The 20,527-nt window shown below is 48.4% G+C and carries 19 protein-coding genes; 6 read left to right on the top strand and 13 right to left on the bottom strand.

Annotated elements, in window-relative coordinates:
• The first annotated feature begins 39 nt into the window (after positions 1–39).
• Together AC1DXC_RS03090 and AC1DXC_RS03085 are read left to right on the top strand one after the other, a co-directional pair.
• A complete protein-coding gene (locus AC1DXC_RS03090; protein ID WP_477457669.1) occupies positions 40–1,056 on the top strand; it encodes a Gfo/Idh/MocA family oxidoreductase in 1,017 nt (338 codons plus the stop codon).
• A gap of 41 nt (positions 1,057–1,097) precedes the next feature.
• Positions 1,098–1,571: a TlpA family protein disulfide reductase gene (locus tag AC1DXC_RS03085; RefSeq protein WP_477457668.1), complete on the top strand. Its 474-nt coding sequence runs from the start codon at positions 1,098–1,100 to the stop codon at positions 1,569–1,571.
• A 234-nt stretch (positions 1,572–1,805) separates the two neighbouring features.
• Here the strand turns inward: AC1DXC_RS03085 and AC1DXC_RS03080 are convergent, their stop codons facing one another.
• From AC1DXC_RS03080 to AC1DXC_RS03050, 7 genes are all read right to left on the bottom strand, one after another.
• Positions 1,806–2,594 carry a succinate dehydrogenase/fumarate reductase iron-sulfur subunit gene (locus tag AC1DXC_RS03080; RefSeq protein ID WP_477457667.1) on the bottom strand — a complete coding sequence of 263 codons (789 nt, stop codon included), beginning with the start codon at positions 2,592–2,594 and terminating at the stop codon, positions 1,806–1,808.
• A gap of 81 nt (positions 2,595–2,675) precedes the next feature.
• Positions 2,676–4,610 (bottom strand): fumarate reductase/succinate dehydrogenase flavoprotein subunit, encoded by a 1,935-nt coding sequence (locus AC1DXC_RS03075; RefSeq protein WP_477457666.1) that lies wholly within the window; start codon positions 4,608–4,610, stop codon positions 2,676–2,678.
• 123 nt (positions 4,611–4,733) lie between these two features.
• Positions 4,734–5,516, bottom strand: coding sequence for a succinate dehydrogenase cytochrome b subunit (locus tag AC1DXC_RS03070; RefSeq protein ID WP_477457665.1), 783 nt, complete (start codon positions 5,514–5,516; stop codon positions 4,734–4,736).
• A 532-nt stretch (positions 5,517–6,048) separates the two neighbouring features.
• Positions 6,049–6,264, bottom strand: a complete 216-nt coding sequence (locus AC1DXC_RS03065; protein ID WP_477457664.1) for a hypothetical protein — start codon at positions 6,262–6,264, stop codon at positions 6,049–6,051.
• On the bottom strand, positions 6,264–6,518 hold the full coding sequence (locus tag AC1DXC_RS03060; RefSeq protein ID WP_477457663.1) for a hypothetical protein: 255 nt from the start codon (positions 6,516–6,518) through the stop codon (positions 6,264–6,266). The genes AC1DXC_RS03065 and AC1DXC_RS03060 overlap by 1 nt, the downstream gene beginning before the upstream one ends.
• Positions 6,519–6,552: 34 nt before the next feature.
• A complete protein-coding gene (locus tag AC1DXC_RS03055) occupies positions 6,553–6,861 on the bottom strand; it encodes a lysozyme inhibitor LprI family protein (protein ID WP_477458013.1) in 309 nt (102 codons plus the stop codon).
• Between the two features lie 83 nt (positions 6,862–6,944).
• Positions 6,945–8,921 (bottom strand): alpha-ketoacid dehydrogenase subunit alpha/beta, encoded by a 1,977-nt coding sequence (locus AC1DXC_RS03050; RefSeq protein ID WP_477457662.1) that lies wholly within the window; start codon positions 8,919–8,921, stop codon positions 6,945–6,947.
• 59 nt (positions 8,922–8,980) lie between these two features.
• Between AC1DXC_RS03050 and AC1DXC_RS03045 the strand changes: the two genes are divergently transcribed.
• Positions 8,981–9,835, top strand: coding sequence for a DUF4198 domain-containing protein (locus tag AC1DXC_RS03045; protein WP_477457661.1), 855 nt, complete (start codon positions 8,981–8,983; stop codon positions 9,833–9,835).
• A 226-nt stretch (positions 9,836–10,061) separates the two neighbouring features.
• On the opposite strand, the gene AC1DXC_RS03040 is transcribed toward AC1DXC_RS03045, so the two are convergent.
• Positions 10,062–10,607, bottom strand: coding sequence for a dihydrofolate reductase family protein (locus AC1DXC_RS03040; RefSeq protein WP_477457660.1), 546 nt, complete (start codon positions 10,605–10,607; stop codon positions 10,062–10,064).
• Positions 10,607–12,004, bottom strand: a complete 1,398-nt coding sequence (locus AC1DXC_RS03035; protein ID WP_477457659.1) for a LutB/LldF family L-lactate oxidation iron-sulfur protein — start codon at positions 12,002–12,004, stop codon at positions 10,607–10,609. The genes AC1DXC_RS03040 and AC1DXC_RS03035 overlap by 1 nt, the downstream gene beginning before the upstream one ends.
• Before the next feature lie 141 nt (positions 12,005–12,145).
• Between AC1DXC_RS03035 and AC1DXC_RS03030 the strand changes: the two genes are divergently transcribed.
• Positions 12,146–12,823 (top strand): hypothetical protein, encoded by a 678-nt coding sequence (locus AC1DXC_RS03030; RefSeq protein WP_477457658.1) that lies wholly within the window; start codon positions 12,146–12,148, stop codon positions 12,821–12,823.
• Here the strand turns inward: AC1DXC_RS03030 and rimM are convergent, their stop codons facing one another.
• Together rimM and AC1DXC_RS03020 are read right to left on the bottom strand one after the other, a co-directional pair.
• The gene (rimM, locus tag AC1DXC_RS03025; protein WP_477457657.1) at positions 12,824–13,348 is read right to left on the bottom strand and encodes a ribosome maturation factor RimM; all 525 of its coding nucleotides are present in this window, start codon (positions 13,346–13,348) and stop codon (positions 12,824–12,826) included. It lies immediately after the preceding gene.
• Positions 13,349–13,489: 141 nt separating this feature from the next.
• Positions 13,490–14,011, bottom strand: a complete 522-nt coding sequence (locus tag AC1DXC_RS03020) for a 30S ribosomal protein S16 (RefSeq protein WP_133226743.1) — start codon at positions 14,009–14,011, stop codon at positions 13,490–13,492.
• Between the two features lie 191 nt (positions 14,012–14,202).
• Between AC1DXC_RS03020 and AC1DXC_RS03015 the strand changes: the two genes are divergently transcribed.
• Positions 14,203–15,951, top strand: a complete 1,749-nt coding sequence (locus tag AC1DXC_RS03015; protein ID WP_477457656.1) for a PAS domain S-box protein — start codon at positions 14,203–14,205, stop codon at positions 15,949–15,951.
• A 32-nt stretch (positions 15,952–15,983) separates the two neighbouring features.
• Here AC1DXC_RS03015 and AC1DXC_RS03010 read toward each other — a convergent pair whose 3' ends face one another.
• Both AC1DXC_RS03010 and AC1DXC_RS03005 read right to left on the bottom strand, forming a co-directional pair.
• Entirely contained in the window at positions 15,984–16,697 is a 714-nt protein-coding gene (locus AC1DXC_RS03010) for a LytR/AlgR family response regulator transcription factor (protein ID WP_477457655.1), read from the bottom strand.
• 1 nt (position 16,698) lies between these two features.
• Positions 16,699–17,829 (bottom strand): sensor histidine kinase, encoded by a 1,131-nt coding sequence (locus AC1DXC_RS03005; RefSeq protein ID WP_477457654.1) that lies wholly within the window; start codon positions 17,827–17,829, stop codon positions 16,699–16,701.
• Positions 17,830–18,048: 219 nt separating this feature from the next.
• Here AC1DXC_RS03005 and AC1DXC_RS03000 point away from each other — a divergent pair, with 219 nt between their 5' ends.
• Complete coding sequence (locus AC1DXC_RS03000) at positions 18,049–20,469, top strand: TonB-dependent receptor domain-containing protein (RefSeq protein ID WP_477457653.1); 2,421 nt, start codon at positions 18,049–18,051, stop codon at positions 20,467–20,469.
• Positions 20,470–20,527 lie beyond the last annotated feature (58 nt).

Raw genomic sequence — 20,527 nt, 5'->3', positions numbered from 1 at the left:
CGCAAAAGCCCTTATCTTGCATCGCTAAAACCAACAAACATGGCAGCACCAATCGTAACCGGCTTAATGGCCTACGGCATGTCGGGCCGTATATTCCACGCGCCGTTCATCCATAGCAACCCGGGCTTTACCCTAAAAGGCATAGTAGAGCGCAGCCAGAAAAAGGCCGAAGCTGTATATCCGGATATCATCAGCTACGATAGCGTGGACGAACTGCTTGCCGATGCGGAAGTGGAGCTTATCATCGTAAACACCCCCAACAACTTCCATCTGGAGCATGCCATTGCAGCCATGCGCGCAGGCAAACACGTGCTGGTAGAAAAACCTGCCGCCGCTACTGAAGCCCAGGTAAAAGAGCTTTTTGATGTTGGCCGCGAAACCGGCAAGCATGTAATGGTGTATCAAAACCGCAGGTACGACAGCGGTTTTATATCTACTAAAAAGATAATTGAAAGCGGCCGCCTGGGCACATTGCAGGAGGTTGTTTTTCGGTTGGATCGCTACAAAATGCAGATAAATGCAAAAGCATTTAAAGAAACGAAAGAAACCCCGGCCAATGGGCTGGTGTATGATTTGGGTGCGCATTTGGTTGATAATGCCATCGCGCTGTTCGGCAAACCATTATCTTTCAACAAAACCATCGGCATCTACCGAGAAGGTTCTGAAGTGCCCGATTATTTCCATTTCCACCTGCTGTATCCAAACCAGTTGAACGTATATTTAACCTCTGGCCTGCTGATAGCCGATGAGCAGCCGGGCTTTATCGTCAATGGTACTTTGGGCAGCTTCGTTAAAGCGCGTACCGATGTGCAGGAAGCGCAATTAGACAAAGGGATGATGCCTACCGACGACGGTTACGGACTGGAACCTGCCGGCTGCGAGGGTAAATTGGTGACGGTTGATGCCGATAACAAGAAAATTGTAGAGAAGGTAGCATCAGATAAAGGCGATTATATGCAAATATTTGACGCCGTTTATCATACAATACGCAATAACGCGTTATTCCCTGTAACAGAAGAACACATTGCCTGGCAGTTGGAACTACTGGAAGCTTAGATTAGAAATTAAAATTGTTGATTGCCCTCCAACATATAAAAATGAAGAAATTATTATTCGCCATAACCCTGCTGATAGCGGCAGGATGCTCAAAAGCCCAGCCACCGGTAATTGCACCTTACAAAATGCTGAAACTGGATAACACCTGGACCACCCCCGCCGACCTGAAAAAGGACAAGCCGGTGATGCTGATCTACTTCGCGCCGGATTGTAGCCATTGCCAAAAACTTATTTACGATATGAAGCCGGTGATGAAAAGTTTTAAGGATGTCCAGGTAGTGATGATAACATTTACCGATATTAAGATGGTGAAAGTTTTTAACGAAGATTTTGGTCTATCGGCCTACAAAAACTTTACCCTGGGCACCGAGGGCTATACATACGCGGTGCAGAAATACTACCAGTTGAAAACCACGCCCTATATAGCCATTTACGCCAAAGACGGCCATCTGGTGCAGGCCTTCGAAAAAGTGCCGCCTATACCAGAGTTGGTTGCCGCGGTGAAGAAAACGTAAGAAAGTTGGAGGCCCGCAGTCGGAAAGGCTGGAAGACGAACTTTGAATCAACCGCTGCCGCAAGCGTCCTCGCTTGTGGCCCGTTTGCAAAGTCCGCTATGCAAGGGCCGAAAACATGATGGCTACCTGTCCTGCCGGCCACAAGCGGGGACGCTTGCGGCAGCGAAAAAATCATAAAAAGAAAATCCCCGGGTGCATTGCAACCGGGGATTTTTGTTAAAGGTCTTTTCGAAATTATTCCCCGCCTACATGATCATGCACACCTTCTTCGCGGAATAGTTTCGCGCTGAAGTAGTCGTTGTTCATGCGGGCAATGTTGGTTAGCTTAATTTCTTTAGGGCATTCTGCTTCGCAGGCGCCGGTGTTGGTACAGTTACCAAAACCTTCTTCATCCATTTGGGCAACCATGGCTTGTACGCGGCTGTAACGCTCGGGCTGGCCTTGTGGAAGTAAGCCTAACTGGGTGATTTTTGCCGATACGAACAGCATGGCCGATGCATTTTTACAAGCTGCAACGCAAGCGCCGCAACCAATACAGGTAGCCGAGTTGAAAGCTTCGTCGGCAACAACCTTAGGAATCAGGATAGCGTTAGCATCCTGGGCACCGCCGGTATTTACCGAGATGAAGCCGCCGGCCTGTTGTATCCTGTCGAACGCGGAACGGTCTGTACCCAAGTCTTTAATAACCGGGAAAGCAGCCGAGCGCCATGGCTCTATGGTAATGGTTTCGCCATCATGGAAGGTACGCATATGCAGCTGGCAGGTAGTAATAGCCTGCTTTGGCCCGTGTGGGTGGCCGTTGATATACAGCGAGCACGACCCGCAGATACCTTCGCGGCAATCGTGGTCGAAATAAATTGGCTCTTCTTTCTTTTTGGTAAGGCTTTCGTTCACCACATCCAGCATCTCCAGGAACGACATATCCTCAGAAATGCTTTCTGCTTTGTAGGTTACGAATTTACCTGCTGTGTCTGAATTTTTTTGGCGCCATACTTTCAGCGTCAGATTCATGTTTCCGCTCATTGTTGTTAGATTATAGAATCAAGAGCCAAGAATCAAGACGAAAAATCTCTTGTGTCTTGATTCTTGCTTCCTGCTTCTTCTTTACTTATAACTACGTTGTGATAACTTAACATTTTCGAAGATCAGTTCTTCTTTGTGAAGCACCTCTTCCTCGTTTTCGCCTTTGAACTCCCATGCCGATACGAACGCGAAATTATCGTCATCCCTCAGCGCTTCGCCTTCCGGCGTTTGCGACTCTAAACGGAAGTGGCCACCGCATGATTCGCGACGCGCTAAAGCATCGGTAACCATCAGTTCGCCCAGCTCGATGAAATCAGCTACGCGGCCGGCTCTTTCAAGGGCAGCGTTTACTTCGTCATTCTCGCCGGTTACTATCGCATTCTTCCAGAAATCGGCTTTCAACGCTTTTATCAGGCCTTTGGCGTGGGTCAGTCCTTCTTCGGTACGTGCCATGCCGCAGTATTCCCACATAATGTGACCAAGCTCGCGGTGGTATTCAACAACTGTTTTGGTGCCTTTAAGGGCAAGCAGTTTGTTGTTATAGGCAATAACGTCCTGTTTGGTTTTTTCGAAAGCGGGGTGGCTGGTATCAACCTTTTTCGGGCCGATAGTGGCTAAGTAATCCCCTAAAGTGTACGGGATAACAAAGTAGCCGTCAGATAAACCCTGCATCAGTGCCGAAGCACCCAGGCGGTTTGCACCATGGTCGCTAAAGTTACATTCGCCCATGGCGTAAAGGCCAGGTACGTTTGTGCTTAAGTTATAATCAACCCAAAGGCCGCCCATGGTATAGTGTACCGCCGGGTAAATGCGCATCGGTTGTTTGTACGGGTTCTCGTCGGTAATTTGATAGTACATATCAAACAGGTTACCGTATTTGGCACGCACGGTATCTTCGCCAAGGCGTTGGATAGCTTCGGCAAAATCAAGGTAAACAGCTAAGCCTGTTGTACCCACACCGCGGCCCTCGTCGCTCATTTCTTTTGCATTACGTGAAGCCACATCGCGTGGAACAAGGTTACCGAATGATGGGTATTTACGTTCGAGGAAGTAATCTCTTTCCTCCTCTTTTACCTGCGAAGCTGTAATTTCTTTTGTTTGTAGTTTCTTAGCAACCTCAACCGTTTTAGGTGCCCAAACACGACCGTCGTTACGTAAGGACTCCGACATCAGCGTAAGCTTGCTCTGGTGGTCGCCGGTTACGGGGATACAGGTTGGGTGGATTTGCGTATAGCAAGGGTTGGCAAAGAAAGCGCCGCGTTTATGCGCGCGCCACGCTGCGGTTACGTTTGAGCCGATTGCGTTTGTAGACAGGTAGAATACGTTGCCGTAACCACCTGTGGCCAATAATACCGCATGGCCCGCATGTGTTTCAATCTCGCCGGTCTTTAGGTTACGGGTAACAATACCTTTAGCCTGGCCGTCAACCAAAACCACATCCAACATTTCGGTACGGGTGTACATTTTCACCTTGCCTAAATGAATCTGGCGGTTTAGGGCCGAATAAGCACCTAACAACAACTGCTGTCCTGTCTGGCCGCGTGCGTAAAAAGTACGTGATACCTGCGAACCACCGAACGAACGGTTATCCAGCAAGCCGCCGTATTCGCGGGCAAAGGGTACGCCCTGTGCCACGCACTGGTCGATAATATTTACCGATACCTCTGCCAGGCGGTACACGTTGCCTTCGCGGGCACGGTAGTCACCACCTTTAATGGTATCGTAAAACAAACGGTAAACGCTGTCGCCGTCGTTTTGGTAGTTTTTTGCTGCATTGATACCACCCTGGGCCGCAATAGAATGAGCACGGCGCGGGCTATCCTGGAAACAAAACGACTTAACGTTGTAACCAAGCTCGGCCAACGATGCCGCAGCCGACGCGCCTGCCAAACCTGTACCTACGATAATGATATCGTATTTACGCTTGTTGGCGGGATTAACCAGCTTTAAGTTAAATTTATGCTTGCTCCATTTTTCGGCCAGCGGCCCCTGCGGAATTTTAGCATCTAAACCCATATTCTTATTTGAGATTAAAGAGGCAAGAATCAAGAGCCAGGATAAATGGCTGCGATTCTTTTCTCTGTCTTGTGCGTTTATTGACGTTTTGAATCTTGATTCTTAACTCTTGATTCTGTTTTACTACTTTGACAAACTCTGGAAATAATACACCACCGGCATCAGCGCAAACCCTAAAGGGATAATAACACCAAAAAACCAGGTGCCGAAGAAATAAACTATCGGCTGGTACTTTTTATGCACCCATCCCAAGGTTTGGAAAGCACTTTGGAAACCATGTAACAGGTGGAACGCTACCGCGCCCATGGCTATTACGTAAAATGCTACGTACCATAGCTTGCTGAAGCTTTCCTGCACACGTGCGTGGATATCTTTCACCCTCACGATTTCTACATTGCCTTCGGTAGAGATAGACCTTTCGAAGCCCGGCTGGGCATCATATGGCGTAACGGTTGTAACGTTTGTAGCCAGGTCGGTTTTGTACTCTTTAAATTTAAGCACGTCCTGGTATTTGTAGCTGTACCAAAAATCGCTCATGTGTATTACGATGAACAGCAATAGGATGGAGCCCAGCAGCCCCATGTTTTTTGACGACCAGGAAGCTTTGCCCTTAGGCTGCACCGCATAACCCACCGGGCGTGCCTTACGGTTTTTTAGGGTGAGCACTAGTGCATATACGGCATGCACTACGATGCTGATGTACAAGATGTAGGCGATAACCTCTATCGGTGGAAAATGTGTTAAGAAATTTGCGTAGCTGTTAAATGCAAAGCCCTGGTCGTTTTTAAATAACAATAAGTTACCGCCAAGGTGAACAATTAAAAAAGTACACAAAAACAAGCCAGTTAAAGCCATAATCAGCTTCTTTCCCAGTGATGAGTTAAAGGTTTGTTTGAATTCGCTCATTATTGATTCAGATTTATTTAGGCAAAAGTATTTATTAAAAGCCAAAACATATAAATGGTTTCGGCTTTATAAAGCATAATCCATTATTTAGAAACAATCTAAAAGATTTCTGACGGAAGAGATTTTATAAAGTACTAGATAGCGCGGTAATTATTAGTGTCGGGCTTCGCTTTTGGCATTGCTGTCACTGAATAAATCTTTATAAAAGGGATGCTGTTTATGTTTCGGGTTGAGCCACAATAAGTTCGCGGATTCGAATATCGCTACACGTGAGCGTTCCGTTTCCGAATTGTCGAAAAGATAAACGCGGTCAAACAAGGAGATGTGTTTCAGGAGATTCAACTTGCTTTTGTCATATCGCCTTACTATGTCCTGAATGTCAACGGGATGCCCTAAATCAAATTCGCGTTCTTCAACTCTGTTTATATTATCCATCACGCTATTGAGCGTAACATAGTACAATATTGTTCGAAAGCCGGATGCCTTGGCAGCTATGCAGTGAATGATTTCCGATTTTCCTGAAAATGTAGTCTCAAGCAAAATCGAGTCGGGTGTTTAATGCCTGCTCGCGCCTTTCGAGCGCAACTTTTGCAGCTTTGATATGAAAATTATAGCTTCCAAACTCAAGTTTGGCAATATTGTCTGGATTGATAACGTGAGTTGTGATTCGCCCTCTTGAGATCAGATGGTTAGTCAAAGTTGTTTTTCCGGAACCGTTTGGGCCGCCAACAATAACTAAAGTAGGCATTACAATGAGTTTAAGGATTTAATTTTCTCTTCCAGTACACGAAAATCGCTTGTTAAATACCTGCGAACGATGAATTTTGCGCCGCTTGTGTATTCTTTAACAAACAACTCACCTTCTAAAGTTTCAGGGTATTGCTCGTCGCGATAGAAAATAGGGATACCAGCTTTAAGCATTTCTTGTGCACCCAGGCCCGCATCGTCATCAATGCCCTTTTCAATAGGGTCTGCCTGGTATATTTCTTCTAAAGTCAGCATAATGCTAATATAGTTAAAAAACGATAACGAATCTTTATAATCCCAGTTGGTTGTACAGCTCTTTTAACTCGGTTATCCTGGCTCGGGTTGTTGCTGTTTTACAATTAGATATCATCCCCGAAGCCATGGAACCGCCCTGGTACAGAGAAGCGTAAATTTTACAATAACCGTCGCGGTAATTTACCCAGCTACGTTGCGAAAGGATTAAAATTGTTTTTTGCGTCGGCGTTAATTTTGCAATAATGCTTTTATACAAGGTGTTCAGCTCCTTATCTGCGGCTTCATAACCTTTTAGTGCGCAAATATTCATTTCGGTTTGTGTGCTTGCGTTTGCGCAATCTATGGTTTGCGAGTAGCTTTTAATTGCAAAAGCGAAAAGAAAACAACTAATAACGCTTTAAATTTCATTTGAATATCTGTTTGGTGCTAAAATTTCAACAATGTATCCATGCATTCTTCCAGCCTTGCTTTGGCCATGAATTGATCTTCCAGGGCCTTGTTCATGGGTATGGCGGTATCCAGGCTGGCGCAGCGCATTACCGGCGCATCAAGGTATTTGAAGCAATGCTCGCCAATATAGGCTGCTACCTCCCCGCCGAAGCCGCTGGTGAGGGTGTCTTCGTGCAAGATCAGCACTTTGGAGGTTTTCTTTACGGTTTTTACTACAGCTTCCTTATCCCAGGGTTGCAGGCTGCGCAGGTCCAGTATCTCAATGGAGTGTTCGGGGTGGTTCTCGGCATATTCTATGGCCCAGTGTACGCCCATGCCGTAAGTGATGATGCTGGCCCGGGTACCCGGCCGCACAATGTTGGCCTTGCCTAGCTCTACGTAATAATCATCATCGGGTACGTTGCCGTTTATGCTGCGGTACAGGGCCTTATGCTCAAAGTACATCACCGGGTTAGGGTCGGCAATGGCGGCCATCAGCAGGCCCTTGGCATCGTCGGGGAAGGCGGGATAAACAACTTTTAGTCCGGGCGTTTTGGTGAACCAGGCCTCGTTGCTTTGCGAATGGAACGGCCCAGCGCCCGTGCCGCCGCCCGTAGGCATGCGTATCACAACATCTATGGGCTGCCCCCAGCGGTAATAGGTTTTGGCCAGGTTGTTTATCACCTGGTTAAATCCGCAGCTCACGAAATCGGCAAACTGCATCTCTACTATAGCCTTATAGCCATTGAGCGAAAGGCCCATGGCCGTACCTACAATGCCCGATTCGCATATAGGCGTGTTGCGCACGCGTTCCTTGCCAAATTCATCTACAAAACCTTGCGTAATCTTGAATGCGCCTCCATATTCGGCAATATCCTGCCCCATCAAAATAAGGTTGCTGTGGCGGCGCATGGCCTGTCGCATCCCATCGCTTATGGCATCTATGTAACGTTTGTTCGATAGCACCTCGTAGGGCGGGTGTTTGGGCATGCTGTACAGCCGGTACATACTATCCACCTCTGTTTGTACGTGGGGGATGATATCCGGCTCGTTGAATACTTTCTCTATCTCGGCATCAATCAGTTTGGTAAACTCATTGCGCAGGTAGGGCACCCAATCGGGCCGCAGCACCTGCTCCTGCAATAAGTATTTCTCGAAGGTTTCCAGCGGGTCCTTCTTTTGCCACTGTTCAAAAAGCTCTGGCGGTACGTATTTGGTACCCGATGCTTCCTCGTGGCCGCGCATACGGAAGGTAATGCATTCCAACAATACAGGGCGGGGCCTTTCGCGCATGCTTTTTGCAAGCTCGTTTACGGTATGGTAAACCTCCAGCACGTTATTGCCATCAATCTTGCGGCCCTCTATGCCGTAGCCAATGGCCCTGTCTGCAAGCGATTCACATTTGTATTGCTCGTTTACGGGGGTTGATAGGCCGTAGCCGTTGTTCTCTATCAAAAATATAACGGGCAGATCCCAAACGGCGGCTATGTTGAGCGCCTCGTGGAAATCGCCTTCGCTGGTGGCGCCTTCGCCGGTATAAACCAGGGTTACTTTTTTACGCGCGCTCAGCTTATCGGCCAAAGCAATGCCATCTGCCAGGGCCAGCTGCGGGCCAAGGTGCGATATCATGCCGATAATCTTATATTCCTGTGTGCCGAAGTGGAAAGAGCGGTCGCGACCGCGGGTAAAGCCGGATAGCTTGCCTTGCCATTGGGCCATCAGCCGCGAAACGGGGATGTTGCGTGCCGTAAATACGCCCAGGTTGCGGTGCATGGGCAAAATATACTCGTCGGCATCCATAGCCAGGGTACTGCCTACGGCAATAGCTTCCTGGCCAATGCCGGAGAACCATTTACCTATACGGCCCTGCCGCAGCAACACCAGCATTTTTTCCTCGACCAACCGCGGCAATAATAATTTCTTGTAGAACGTTATTAAACCGTCATTATCGATATTTTTACGATCGAAAATCATCCCCGTAAAGCTAAGAAGTTTTTAAAACTTTGTATGTTTACATCATCCATCTTTTTGCTATGAAGCACTTGTACGTTATTTTATTTGTTCTGTTTGTTGTTTTAGGGCTAAGTGCCTTTGCACCAGATGGCTTTTTATTGCCCGAAAGCTTTTACCTGCACAAAGGCGACAAGCTAAACGTGCACCTGCTCACCGGCGATAACCTGATGCAAGAGGGAGAAGAGCGGTTCAACGCGAAAAGGACAAGCAAATTCAGCATTTACGAAGGCTCTAAATTAACCGACCTGCTTAAGGTTGCTAAGGATAGTGCCGCCCCCGTGTTAAGTTACCCAATCAACAACGCCGGGCTGGTAATGGTGGAGCTGAATACCAAAGACGATATCATCGAATTACCGCACGAAGATTTTGTGGCCTACCTAACCAAGCAGGGCTACGATAACCTGGCTGATAAAATAAAAGACGATACCCGCCTTAACCTGGTAGAAAAATACAGGTACTATTTAAAAACCCTTGTAAGCGTAGATGGCGGCGGTGGCAGTGCCTACAGTAAGGTGCTGGGCAACGACCTCGAGATTGTGCTTAAACAGAACCCCTACAAAAAAAGTTATGGCGACGATATTACCGCCGTGGTTTATTTTATGGGTAAACCGCTTAAAAACAGCAATGTGCTGTTGTACATAAAAACAGCATCGGGCAATGTACACCCACAATTGCTAGCCTCGGATGCTAACGGACAAGTGTTTTTTAGCCCCAGCCGAGATGGCATTTACATGCTGCGCTGCGTACACATAGAACCATCTAAAAATAACGACGCCGATTTCGAAACCTGGTTTGCCACCTACTCTTTCGCCTTCAGCAACCAGGACGAACTGCCGAACACGTATAGAGAGTTCGGATTTGGGAATAAACACTAATCAGTTTGCAGTGGGTGGTTTGCGGCGCTATTAACCGCAAAGAACACAGAGAAAAAACGCAAAGAGCGCAAAGTGAAAACTTGCGCCCTTTGTTATATAAGGTGATATTATCCGATTCTTGAAGTTTCAGCCTTAGCTTCTTAATTGTCAAACAAAAGCTTTGTGCCTCTTTGCGAAAACTTTGCGCCCTTTGCGGTTAAAGAGATAACGCAAATCACAGCCAATGCTAAAGTATCTTCAGCATTTCCATATCAAATTTTGGGCTTAAAGCATAATGCAGTTGTATAAGGCCGCTGCTATAAACCTGTTGCCCAATAAACTGCAGATTTAACCTTTCGCTCAAATTTTGGAACAATGGCTTGCCTGCCCCTAAAACAATAGGATGTACGGATAGCTGCAGTTCGGTTACCCAGCGTTTGGCGATGAATGCCGAAAGAAGGCTTGCGCCCCCGAACAGCCAGATGCTTTTGCCGGTCTCGTTCAAAACACTTTCAACCCCATGTTCGAAGTTTGCCGTGTTGATAACGGTTATGTCTTCATCTTCCTCGGGCACCAGCGTATCCGAGAAAACATACAGCTTTTTTCCGGGGAACATGCCGGGGTTGGCACGTATCAATTCGTAGCTTTTGCGGCCGATAAATATGGCATCAATGCTCTCGAAGAACGCAGTAAGGCCGTAATCCTGGTCGTCCAGGCACCAATCGTATTCGCCGTTTGGGCCCTCTATAAGCCCATCGAGGCTTACCGCAACATTCAGTATAACTTTACGCATCAATCTTCTTCGTGTTGTTCGGGCTTTCCGCGTTCCGCCCATTGTTTGCTAAAGGATTTTTCTGCCACCTCGGGCATCTCCTTATACTTCCCCCACGATTTTTTGAAGAACAGCCTCAGCAGGTAATTCTTCATCTTGCCGCCAAAAAAGTCCATCGATTTGCGTTTAAGCATCCCTTTTTTCCAGGCGGCCCAGCCCCATTTTTCTTTTTTGGGTACCAGATTCTCGTTTACAGCATCGCGGCGGTTAAGCAGCAGCATCTTATGGATATCTATTTTTACAGGGCAAACGCTGGTGCATGCTCCGCAAAGACTGCTGGCGTAACTGAGGTGCTTGAAATCTTCCATGCCGCGCATGTGCGGGGTTATCACCGAGCCTATTGGGCCGGTGTAGGCAGTTTCGTAAGTGTGGCCGCCTATGTTTTTGTATATAGGGCAAACATTGAGGCAGGCTCCACAGCGTATGCAGTACAGGCCTTGCCGCTGTTCCTTTTGGGCGAGCAGGTTGGTTCGGCCGTTATCGAGTAGTATTACATACATCTCGTTCGGGCCATCGGTTTCGCCGGGTTGGCGCGGGCCGCTGAGCAATGTGTTGTAAACGGTCAGGTTTTGCCCCGTGCCGTGGGTGGCTAGCATGGGCAAGAACAGGTCGAGGTCGGCAATGGAGGGGATTATCTTCTCTATACCTACTATGCTGATATGTATTTTGGGGAAGGTAGTGGTTAAGCGTGCGTTCCCCTCGTTCTCGCTGATGGAGATGCTGCCGGTATCAGCAATCAGGAAATTAGCGCCGGTGATGCCCACATCTGCCCGCAGGTATTTTTCGCGAAGCAGCTCGCGCGCTTTTTGGGTAAGCTGCTCTGGCGTAGCATCTATGGGCGTGCCGAAACGATTATGGAACAGCCGGGCGATATCCTCCTTGGAAAGGTGCATGGCCGGAGTAACTATATGGTATGGCCGCTGGCCAAGCAGTTGTACGATGTATTCGCCCAGGTCGCTCTCTACCGATTCGATGTCGTTACTCTCCAGGAACTCGTTGAGGTGTATCTCTTCGGTGGCCATCGATTTTGATTTGATGACCGTTTTGGCGTTTGCCTTGGTAAGGATGTTGAGTATCTCGCGCTGGGCCTCTTCGGCATCGTTGGCCCAGATTACTTTGCCGCCGCGTTTCTGGAAATTGGCTTCGAACTCCGGCAGGAATTTGTCCAGGTTCTCCATCACTTTCCATTTGATGGCGTGGCCCTTCTTTTTAGAATTATCGAGGTTGATCATCCGCGAGAGGCCACGGGCAACAGATGCATCGTACTTGCCTATGTTATGGTTGATGATGCGCCGATGGTCCGTGTCGAACACTTTCTGTTCGGCCGCCTCTATAAATTCCGCTGCGATGTTTCCCATTTATGCGAAATTAAACAAACGCGGGCAAGAATGTTTTAAACCGGTTAAATTATTTGCTTGTGAGAGGGGTTGAAAGGCTCACCACCCTCTTTTATTCTTATAACGGATAATATTATGCGCTATATATCGTCTTTGCTTTAAATGAAAACAAGGCTACCTATCCTTATTATTTCGGCTATGCTGGCATCCTGCACCAGCGGCATCTACGTTAACAATGCATATTTATCGCAACACAATATCGACAGCATGACACTGGCTGTTTTGCCGGCAGATGTTTATTACAGCGGCAAACAGCCCCGGCAGGACGATTGGTACGCCCAGGAACAAACCGCAAGCCATGAATTGCAGGCAGAAGTGCAGCAGGCTTTGCTTGATTGTAAATACACCCATGGCCGCCGCAACCAGCAATACACGGTTGTGCTGATAGACGCGGATACGGTTAATAAACGCTTACTGACTAAAATGGCTGATTTGCGCACCGCATGGACGATGCCTGCCGATAGCGTTGGCCGTATGATTGGTGCAGATATGGTGATAAAAGTGCGAATGGATAGGGAGCGCTACATGTCTGACAAGGCGGCGAATTGGGGTAATGCCGGCCTTTTTGTGCTGAATGTGCTAACATCGCCCAGAAATGGGCCGTACGTGCCGCTGTTTGGTTATGTAAAGGCTGCCGATTTCGATTACGAAATCAATCTTATTGCCACGGCCACGGGCGATACCATATCAAGTTATAGGCTCAACCCGCCAAACCGGGGCGAAATAACACGGGCTAATAAATGGATGGCGGCAAAATCGGTAGTGTTTGCGGGCAATTGATTACTCCATATAAACATCCAGCAGGCCATCGGGCAGGTCAACCGTCACGATGTTCTTCACCCGGTCAATCCCCAGGATGATGCTCTCGTTCAGCGGAAAAAGCACTTCGTTGTTTTTATAGGTAACGGCAGCTATCAGTTGCTGCGGGAATTCGTGGATATCGGTAATCTCGCCCAGTTCGCCCTCGTTAATGTCTACGGCTATGAAGCCTTTCAGGTCCTTTAAGCCGAAATCTTCTTTCCGCTTTTTGGGCTTGGCTTTGTTGGGCAGGTAAATATCTTTACGGACCAGGGCACTGGCTTTCTCTATGGTGTCGATATCTTCCAGGTACAGGTAAGCGCTGTTCTTTTGGTTGTGCTTTATCGATTCTACGAAGAAAGGTACCAGCTTGCCGGCGATATCCAAAAACATCGAGGTGATGTTGATGTTCTCCACGCCGTCGTAATCCATATACAACTGCATTTCGCCTTTAAGCCCTTTGGTTTTAAGCACCGTGCCTATCCGGAAATAACCTTCTCTATCCATCTGATGAATTTGTTGTTAAATAACAATGGCGAAGAACCGTTGGGTTGCTTCGCCATTGTGTCAGAACCAAGAAGTAAAGAATCAGGAATCAAGATGGTTTTCTTGTTTCTTGCTTCTCGTCGTCTTGTTTCTAATAAGTAATTATTCAGCGCTTTCTGCTTCAGCGTCAGCAGCCGGAGCTTCTTCAGCTACTTCTTCGGCAACTGGTGCGTTTTTGGCAGCAATAGCAGCGGCTTTATCTTCCTTCTTCTTAGCTTCAGCAATTAAAGCAAGTTTACGTGCTTCGTCTTTTGCAGAAACCAGGCCGGTTTTTTTGCCGGTGATTTTACCGTCTTTTTGTTCTTGCCACTCAGCAAATTTAGCATCTGCCTGTTCTTCGGTCAATGCGCCTTTTTTAACGCCGCCTTGTAAGTGTTTTTTGTATAATACGCCTTTGTAAGACAGTATTGCACGGCAGGTGTCTGTTGGCTGCGCGCCATTGTTTACCCACTCAAGGGTTTTGTCGAAATTGATGTCGATAGTAGCGGGGTTGGTGTTAGGGTTGTATGAACCTACACGCTCAATAAAACGGCCGTCGCGTGGTGCGCGGGCGTCTGCTACTACGATGTAGTAAAAAGGTTTGCCTTTTTTACCGTGTCTTTGCAGTCTGATCTTAGTTGCCATCTTTTAATTTTATGTATTCAACATTGTCCCCGGAGTTCTTTCTGCGGGGATGCAAAGGTATGTATTTATTTTATAAATTAAAAGGCTTATTATTAATTGGATATAATTGCAGGGTGTGATTTTATTTGGGTAGTAAACACCTATTGACGCATAATTTGTTATAACTTTATCAAACAACCTGATGATGCCTTATGCAAGCAAGCATTTTGCCGCTAATAAGAGAGTGCATTATAGCATTTAACCTGGGGCTGCAACAGTATATCACTATTGGGCCATGCATAGGTATGCTTGCAGGCCAGCCGCAGGGAGCCGCCCCAACCAAGGTGGATTTCTGGATCCCGATCATCCATCCCGACGATACAGAGCGGGTAAGCAACGAATACAGCAGCCTTACCATTGGCAACACCCTCGAAACCAGTTACCGCATATTACCTGCCGATGGCAGCGAACTAAGGTACATTACCGAGCGGCGCAGTATTTATACCGATGCGCTCACCGGGCACCCGATGCTGTTTTGTACGTTGAACGAGGTGGCTAAACCGACACCCCCAGCCGGTGACGATAAAGCCGATGCGCTTAAACGCGAACAATTTTTGTTGTCGCTGATTAATTCGCAAACTAATTTTTTGGTGCGTTTAGATAAAACTGGCCGCTTCACGTTTGTTAACAAACGGTACTGCGAGGTTTTTGGCTACGCTGCAGAAGAGTTGGTAGGGCAACATTTTGCCATAAACACCCTGCCCGAAGATCTGGAACGCTGCCAGGCCGCCTTTATAGAGTGCCTGGGCAACCCTGGCAAAATAATACCCCTGATGCGCGAGAAGCTGGATAAAGCCGGCAAACGCCACCCATCCGAATGGGAATTCATATCCATAGTGAATGAAAACGGCGAGGTTAGCGAGATACAGGGCGTGGGGCAGGATATCAGCTTACGCCGCGAAATCGAGAGCCGCGTAAAGTATGCCAACGAAAAGCTGGATAATTTTATCGAAAGCATTACCGATTCGTTTGTGATACTGGATAACGACTGGCGTTTCATCAAAGTAAACGGAGCTTTCCTGAAAACATTCAAGCGCACGGAATGCGATGTGATAGGCAAAACCGTATGGGACGTTTTCCCTACCATCCTAAACATGGAAATTGCCAAAAAACTGCGCAACGCTGCAGAAACCAAACAAAGCATACAGTTTACCGAGTTTTTGCCTATAACCAGGCTTTGGTTCCGTAACACCTTATACCCATCGGCAGAGGGTATAACCATTTTCATGAAAGATATTACCGGGCAAAAAATGGCCGAGGAGGAGCTTAATCGTACGCGCATCAATCTGGAATCGCTTATCAACAACACCGAGGATATGGTATGGTCTATAGATGTTGCCGGGCGGTATATCTACACCAATACGCCATATAAAAATGCGGTTCTTAAAGAAGCGGGCGTAATGCCTGCCGATGGCCAGGAGGCTATAGTTTTCGGCCCGGATGCCACCCGCCAGCTCTGGACGGAGTACTACCGCCGCTCGCTCGCCGGCGAAAGCTTTTCCATCGTATATGAGAACACACACTCCGTGCCGGGGGAACTACAGTATCACGAGGTAAGCTTCAACTGCTTGATTAACCAGGCAGGCGAAATAATAGGCACGGGCTGCTTTGCCAGGGATATTACCGCGCGCCTGCAAACCGAAAACGAAATCATCGCCCAGAACGAGTGCCTGCGCAATATCGCATCCTTAAGCTCGCACGAGTTGCGCCGCCCGGTGGCCAGCATGCTGGGCCTGATCAACGTGATTGATTTCGAAGATTTTGCCAACCCCGAAAATAAGGAAGTTATAGATTTGCTACTGGTGGTAGGCAACGAGATAGATGAGGTGATACGCGCCATAGTTGATAGCACCTTTACAGGCTTGCTGCCTGCCGTGCCTAAAGAAGAGGACGGGGCCTAATCAATACTAATTCACCGCCCTGCGGGGTCGTTTTATTTCTTATCCCACAGCCTTTTAGATACCACCTGTTTTATCACCTGCTCGCGGTAGCTGCGGCTAATGGGGATGCGGCTGCTGCCGATGAATATCTCGCCCGCTTCTATACCATCTATCTTGCCGATGGCTGCGATAAAAGATTTGTGTACCCTGATGAAGGCGTTGTCGGCCAGCTTTTCTTCCAGGCTTTTAAGCGAGAGCATGGTAACGTACTTGCCCCGGGTGCTATAAATGGTTACGTAATTCTGCATGCCCTCTACGTACAGTATCTCATCAAAAAGTACCTTCTCGTATTTGCTGCCGCATTTGATGAAGAAGTAATCTTCGGCGGGTTTGGCCGGGTCGCGGGTGAGCAGTTTCTGGTAATCGCGGGCTTTGGCGGCGGCTTTAAAAAAACGTTCGAAGGTGACGGGCTTCAGCAGGTAATCAAGCACGTTCAATTGGAAACCCTCCAGTGCGTAGGAAGGATAAGCCGTAGTAATGACCACCATCGGCGGCTTTTGCAATATCTTCAAAAACTCAATGCCGTTCATCTTGGGCATCTGTATATCCAGGAACACCAGGTCGGCCGCGCCGCGGTCTATCAGCGGCAGCAGTTCCAGCGGGTTTTCGCACACGCCGGCAAGCGTAAGGAAATCTACCTCCCTAACATAGTTTGCCAGGCCTTCGCGGGCCAGGGGCTCATCATCTATAATTACGCAATTGATCATATCAGCCGGCTATTAATTGTGCGGAGGGAACGGCATCCACCTGCCTTAGTCCTAATTCAAGTTTTATGCTGAAGGCTTCTGGCCCTTGGTCTATGTCCAAATGGTAAGCATCGGGGTAAATCAAATCCAACCGGCGTTTTACGTTTTGCAGGCCTATGCCGCCGTAATTAATTACCTCGGCCGATGCATTCGCCGAAATACTGTTGACAACGCTGAACCGGAGCTGCGAGCCCTTTACCGCCAGATTTATGCTGATGTGGTTCGGGCCGCCTTTATCTTTAGATACATGCTTGAATGCATTCTCCACGAAAGTCATCAGTATAAAAGGGGCGATCCCCGCATCAGGCGGATAATCATCTTCGAGGCTTAGTTCTACCACAAGACTTTGGTTTTGGCGGAGCTTTTCCAGCTCGATAAAGTTTTGGAGATAGGCGAGCTCTTTGCTTAGATGGATGAGGTTGTCGTTGCACTCGTAAAGCTGGTGCCGCAGCAACTCGGAGAATTTGGCCAGTGATGCCGAGGCCATATCCGGGTTTTTATGGATGAGGAAAAAAATGGAGTTGATGCTATTGAACAAAAAATGCGGGTTGAACTGGTATTTCAGGAATTTCAGTTCCGTTTCCAGCTTTTCTTTTTCCAGCGCCTGGTGCCGCCGCTGCGTTTCTATCCAGTTTTTGGTGAGCTTGATGCTCATGGCCAGCGTAATGGCGGCGATGGTAGATTTCAATGGGTCCGACTTCGCCTGGTGATAGAAACCGTTCCAATCGCCGGTGATGCCAAACATTTTTTCGGCATTGCTGCCGGCCAGCCGGGCACTTATAAAATACCCCGGCACTATCAGGAACGAAGAGGCAATAATAGCCAATGCCAGGAAAAGCATGTACCAGCCATACCGCCCTTTTTGCAGGTAACGGGGGATGAGGAAATAGAGGTTGAAATAGACGGCGAACGCCGGAAAGATCATGTAAAAGAAAGACTTGACAACAAACACGGAAAAAAACATATCCTGTGCCGCCCGGTAAGGGCTGTCGACCGCCAATGCCCATAGCACATAGTTGTACGCCATCCAAAAAGGGATGTGGTAAAGCTTGTATTTGATAAACCAGTTTTGCTGCGTGGTAATGGATGCCATGATGGTTAAAGTTACAGCAATTGTGTTAATAAACACAGCGTGGTAGTTTAACCGCCGGTTTTAATTGACGAGATGCATGCGGCAATGGATAAGCGGTTGGTTGGGCACTATGGCGCATCCAAACCGGCGCTTTAGGCTTATAAATGCCGGTGGTCAATTTGCGGTAGCCGTTCATCAACCCGGTTCGTTTGGGGAGGCTGCAAAAATTTCTTTTGCAGCATGAAAACATTAATCGTGGTGCTTTTAGTAATGATGTCCAGCTTCACTGCTTACAGCCAGGTGGGCGGCAAGCTGGTTTCTGCGGATGGGAGTGCGGTGGGTTTCGCCACCGTGTCGGTTCTAAGGAGCCCGGATAGCGTGGCGGTCCGGTCGGTATTGTCTGATGAGAAGGGGGCGTTTAGCCTTACGGCGATACCCAACGGCAGCTATATGCTAAAAGTGAGTAGCCTGGGTCATATTACCTGGTCGTCGAAGCCATTTGTGCTTAGTGCTGCGCAACAGGGGTATAATGCCGGCACTATCGTGCTCACCGCTGCCAGCAAGCAACTGGGCGAAGTAGTCATCCGCTCCAACAAGCCGCTGGTGCAGCAACAGCCCGGCGGGTTGGTGGTCAACGTGCAAAACAGCCTGATGGCAAAAGGCAGCACCGTTTTGCAGGTGCTGCAACGCTCGCCCGGCGTGGTATTAGATCCGCAGCATGGCGGCATCAGCCTGAACGGGAAAAGCGGAGTGATGGTAATGCTGGATGGCAAGCTGTTGCGCCTTACTACTGAGCAGGTAACGGCACTGCTTAACGGGATGACCGCCGACGACGTAGATAAGATAGAGCTGCTAAGCACGCCGCCCGCCAGGTACGATGCCGATGGAAACGCCGGGCTCATCAACATCGTAACCAAAAAGAATAAAAAGCAGGGAACAAGCGGCTCGGTAACGGCATCTGCAGGCTACGGCAAAGGCCTGAAAGCTTCTGCCGACCTTAACCTGAACCATAACAGCGAAAAATTGAGTTTGCGCGGCTCCTATGATTACGCCCGCGACCGCAGCTACTCCCTGCTGCTGGCCGATGGCACCGAGATAGTGGGTATCCTTGGCGGGCCGGTAGCTTTCCAATACAACGGTGAGGGCAAGCCCTTTGCTACTTACAACGGCATGGGCGCCGGGCTCGACTACCGGGCCACCCCTACGCTTACCATGGGAGGTGCATTGTATTACGCTATCAGCGCCAATGATAATAACAACCACAACTTTGGTAAATACACGCTACCCGATACCGTCCTGGCGTTCGACTCGCAACTGGCAGGCAACGGCCGCACGCACTACCTGCACCCCAGCGCTTACCTGGAGCAAACGATGGGCAAGGACCAGAAACTGAATATTGACCTGGACTATTTCGGCCATTATTACCGGGGACTGACGCAGGTACAAAGCAATTTCAGCAACAGCGTGTTTGGGCAAAGGCAACGTAATTTTGCCAATGCCGATATTAAAGTGGGCGTTGCTAAAATAGATTATACCAACCCGTTCAGCAAGCGGCTGCGGCTGGAGAGCGGCCTGAAAAGCACCTACACCCGAAGCCAAAGTACTGCCGGTATTGAAAAGCTGGTAGATGGCAACTGGGTGAACATCGGCGCCGGCACCTCAAACGATTTGGGAACCAAAGAGTTCATCGGCGGGGCCTACGCCATCCTCAACTGGCAGCCCGATAGCCTCATCACTATCTCGGCCGGGGCGCGGTACGAGTATTCGCGCAACAGTACCGACCATTCGCTCAATACGCAATACCTGATAGACCGCCGGCTGGGCAAACTGTTCCCCAGCATCTTCCTTACCCGTAAGCTTAACGCAACCGACGAACTGCAGCTATCCTACACCGAGCGTATCACCCGCCCCACCTTTGCCGATTTGGCCTCCTATGTTTCTTATAACGACCCGGTTTCGGTTTTTACGGGCAACCCGGCTTTAAAGCCCACCATAACGCATAATCTGAAGCTGGCTTATAACCGAAATGATTTATTGCTCTCTCTTTTATACAGCAAGGATATAAACCCCATTTTGGGTACGCAAATTATGACCGGCCCCACCCCCGGCCTGGTGTACCTGAGGCCCGAAAATGCCGATTGGCAAAACAACTTCCTTTTACAGGCTACCGTCCCAATAAAGCCCGCGGCCTGGTGGGAGATGAGCTATGGCTTCGTAGGCGGGTTGCATCAATATAAAATCAGTTATTTCCGCCAGCCGCTGCAGAAAACGTATTTTAGCTATAACATCAATTTTACCGAAAGCTTTAAGCTGCCCCGTAATTACGCCATCGAACTATCGGGCTATTACAACTCATCGGCTTATGACAGCAACTCCAATTCGAGCTCTAATGCCGCTATCAATCTGGGCTTCAAAAAAGAATTGCCCAACCAAAAGGGCAGCTTTCAGCTCAGCGTTTCGGATGTATTCAGTTCGGTTATTTATCGCGCCAAAATCGGGCAGCTTACCACCGATGCTTTTAATACCGATGTGAGAGTAAGCTACCAGCCCGAATCGCGGTTTTTCCCAATCATCAAGCTTTCTTATTCGCGCTCATTAGGCACCGGCAGCAAAACATCCCGTAAAAATAAGGGAACAGACGATGAGCAGAAACGGCTTTAAAAAGCGGTCTAAAAATGGTTTATTTTTTCGTAGAGACGCAATATTTTGCGTCTCCCGC

Source organism: Mucilaginibacter sp. P2_D11 (assembly GCF_056404435.1).
Note: the sequence above shows the minus strand (reverse complement) of the source record. Positions and strands in the feature narration are given on the sequence as shown.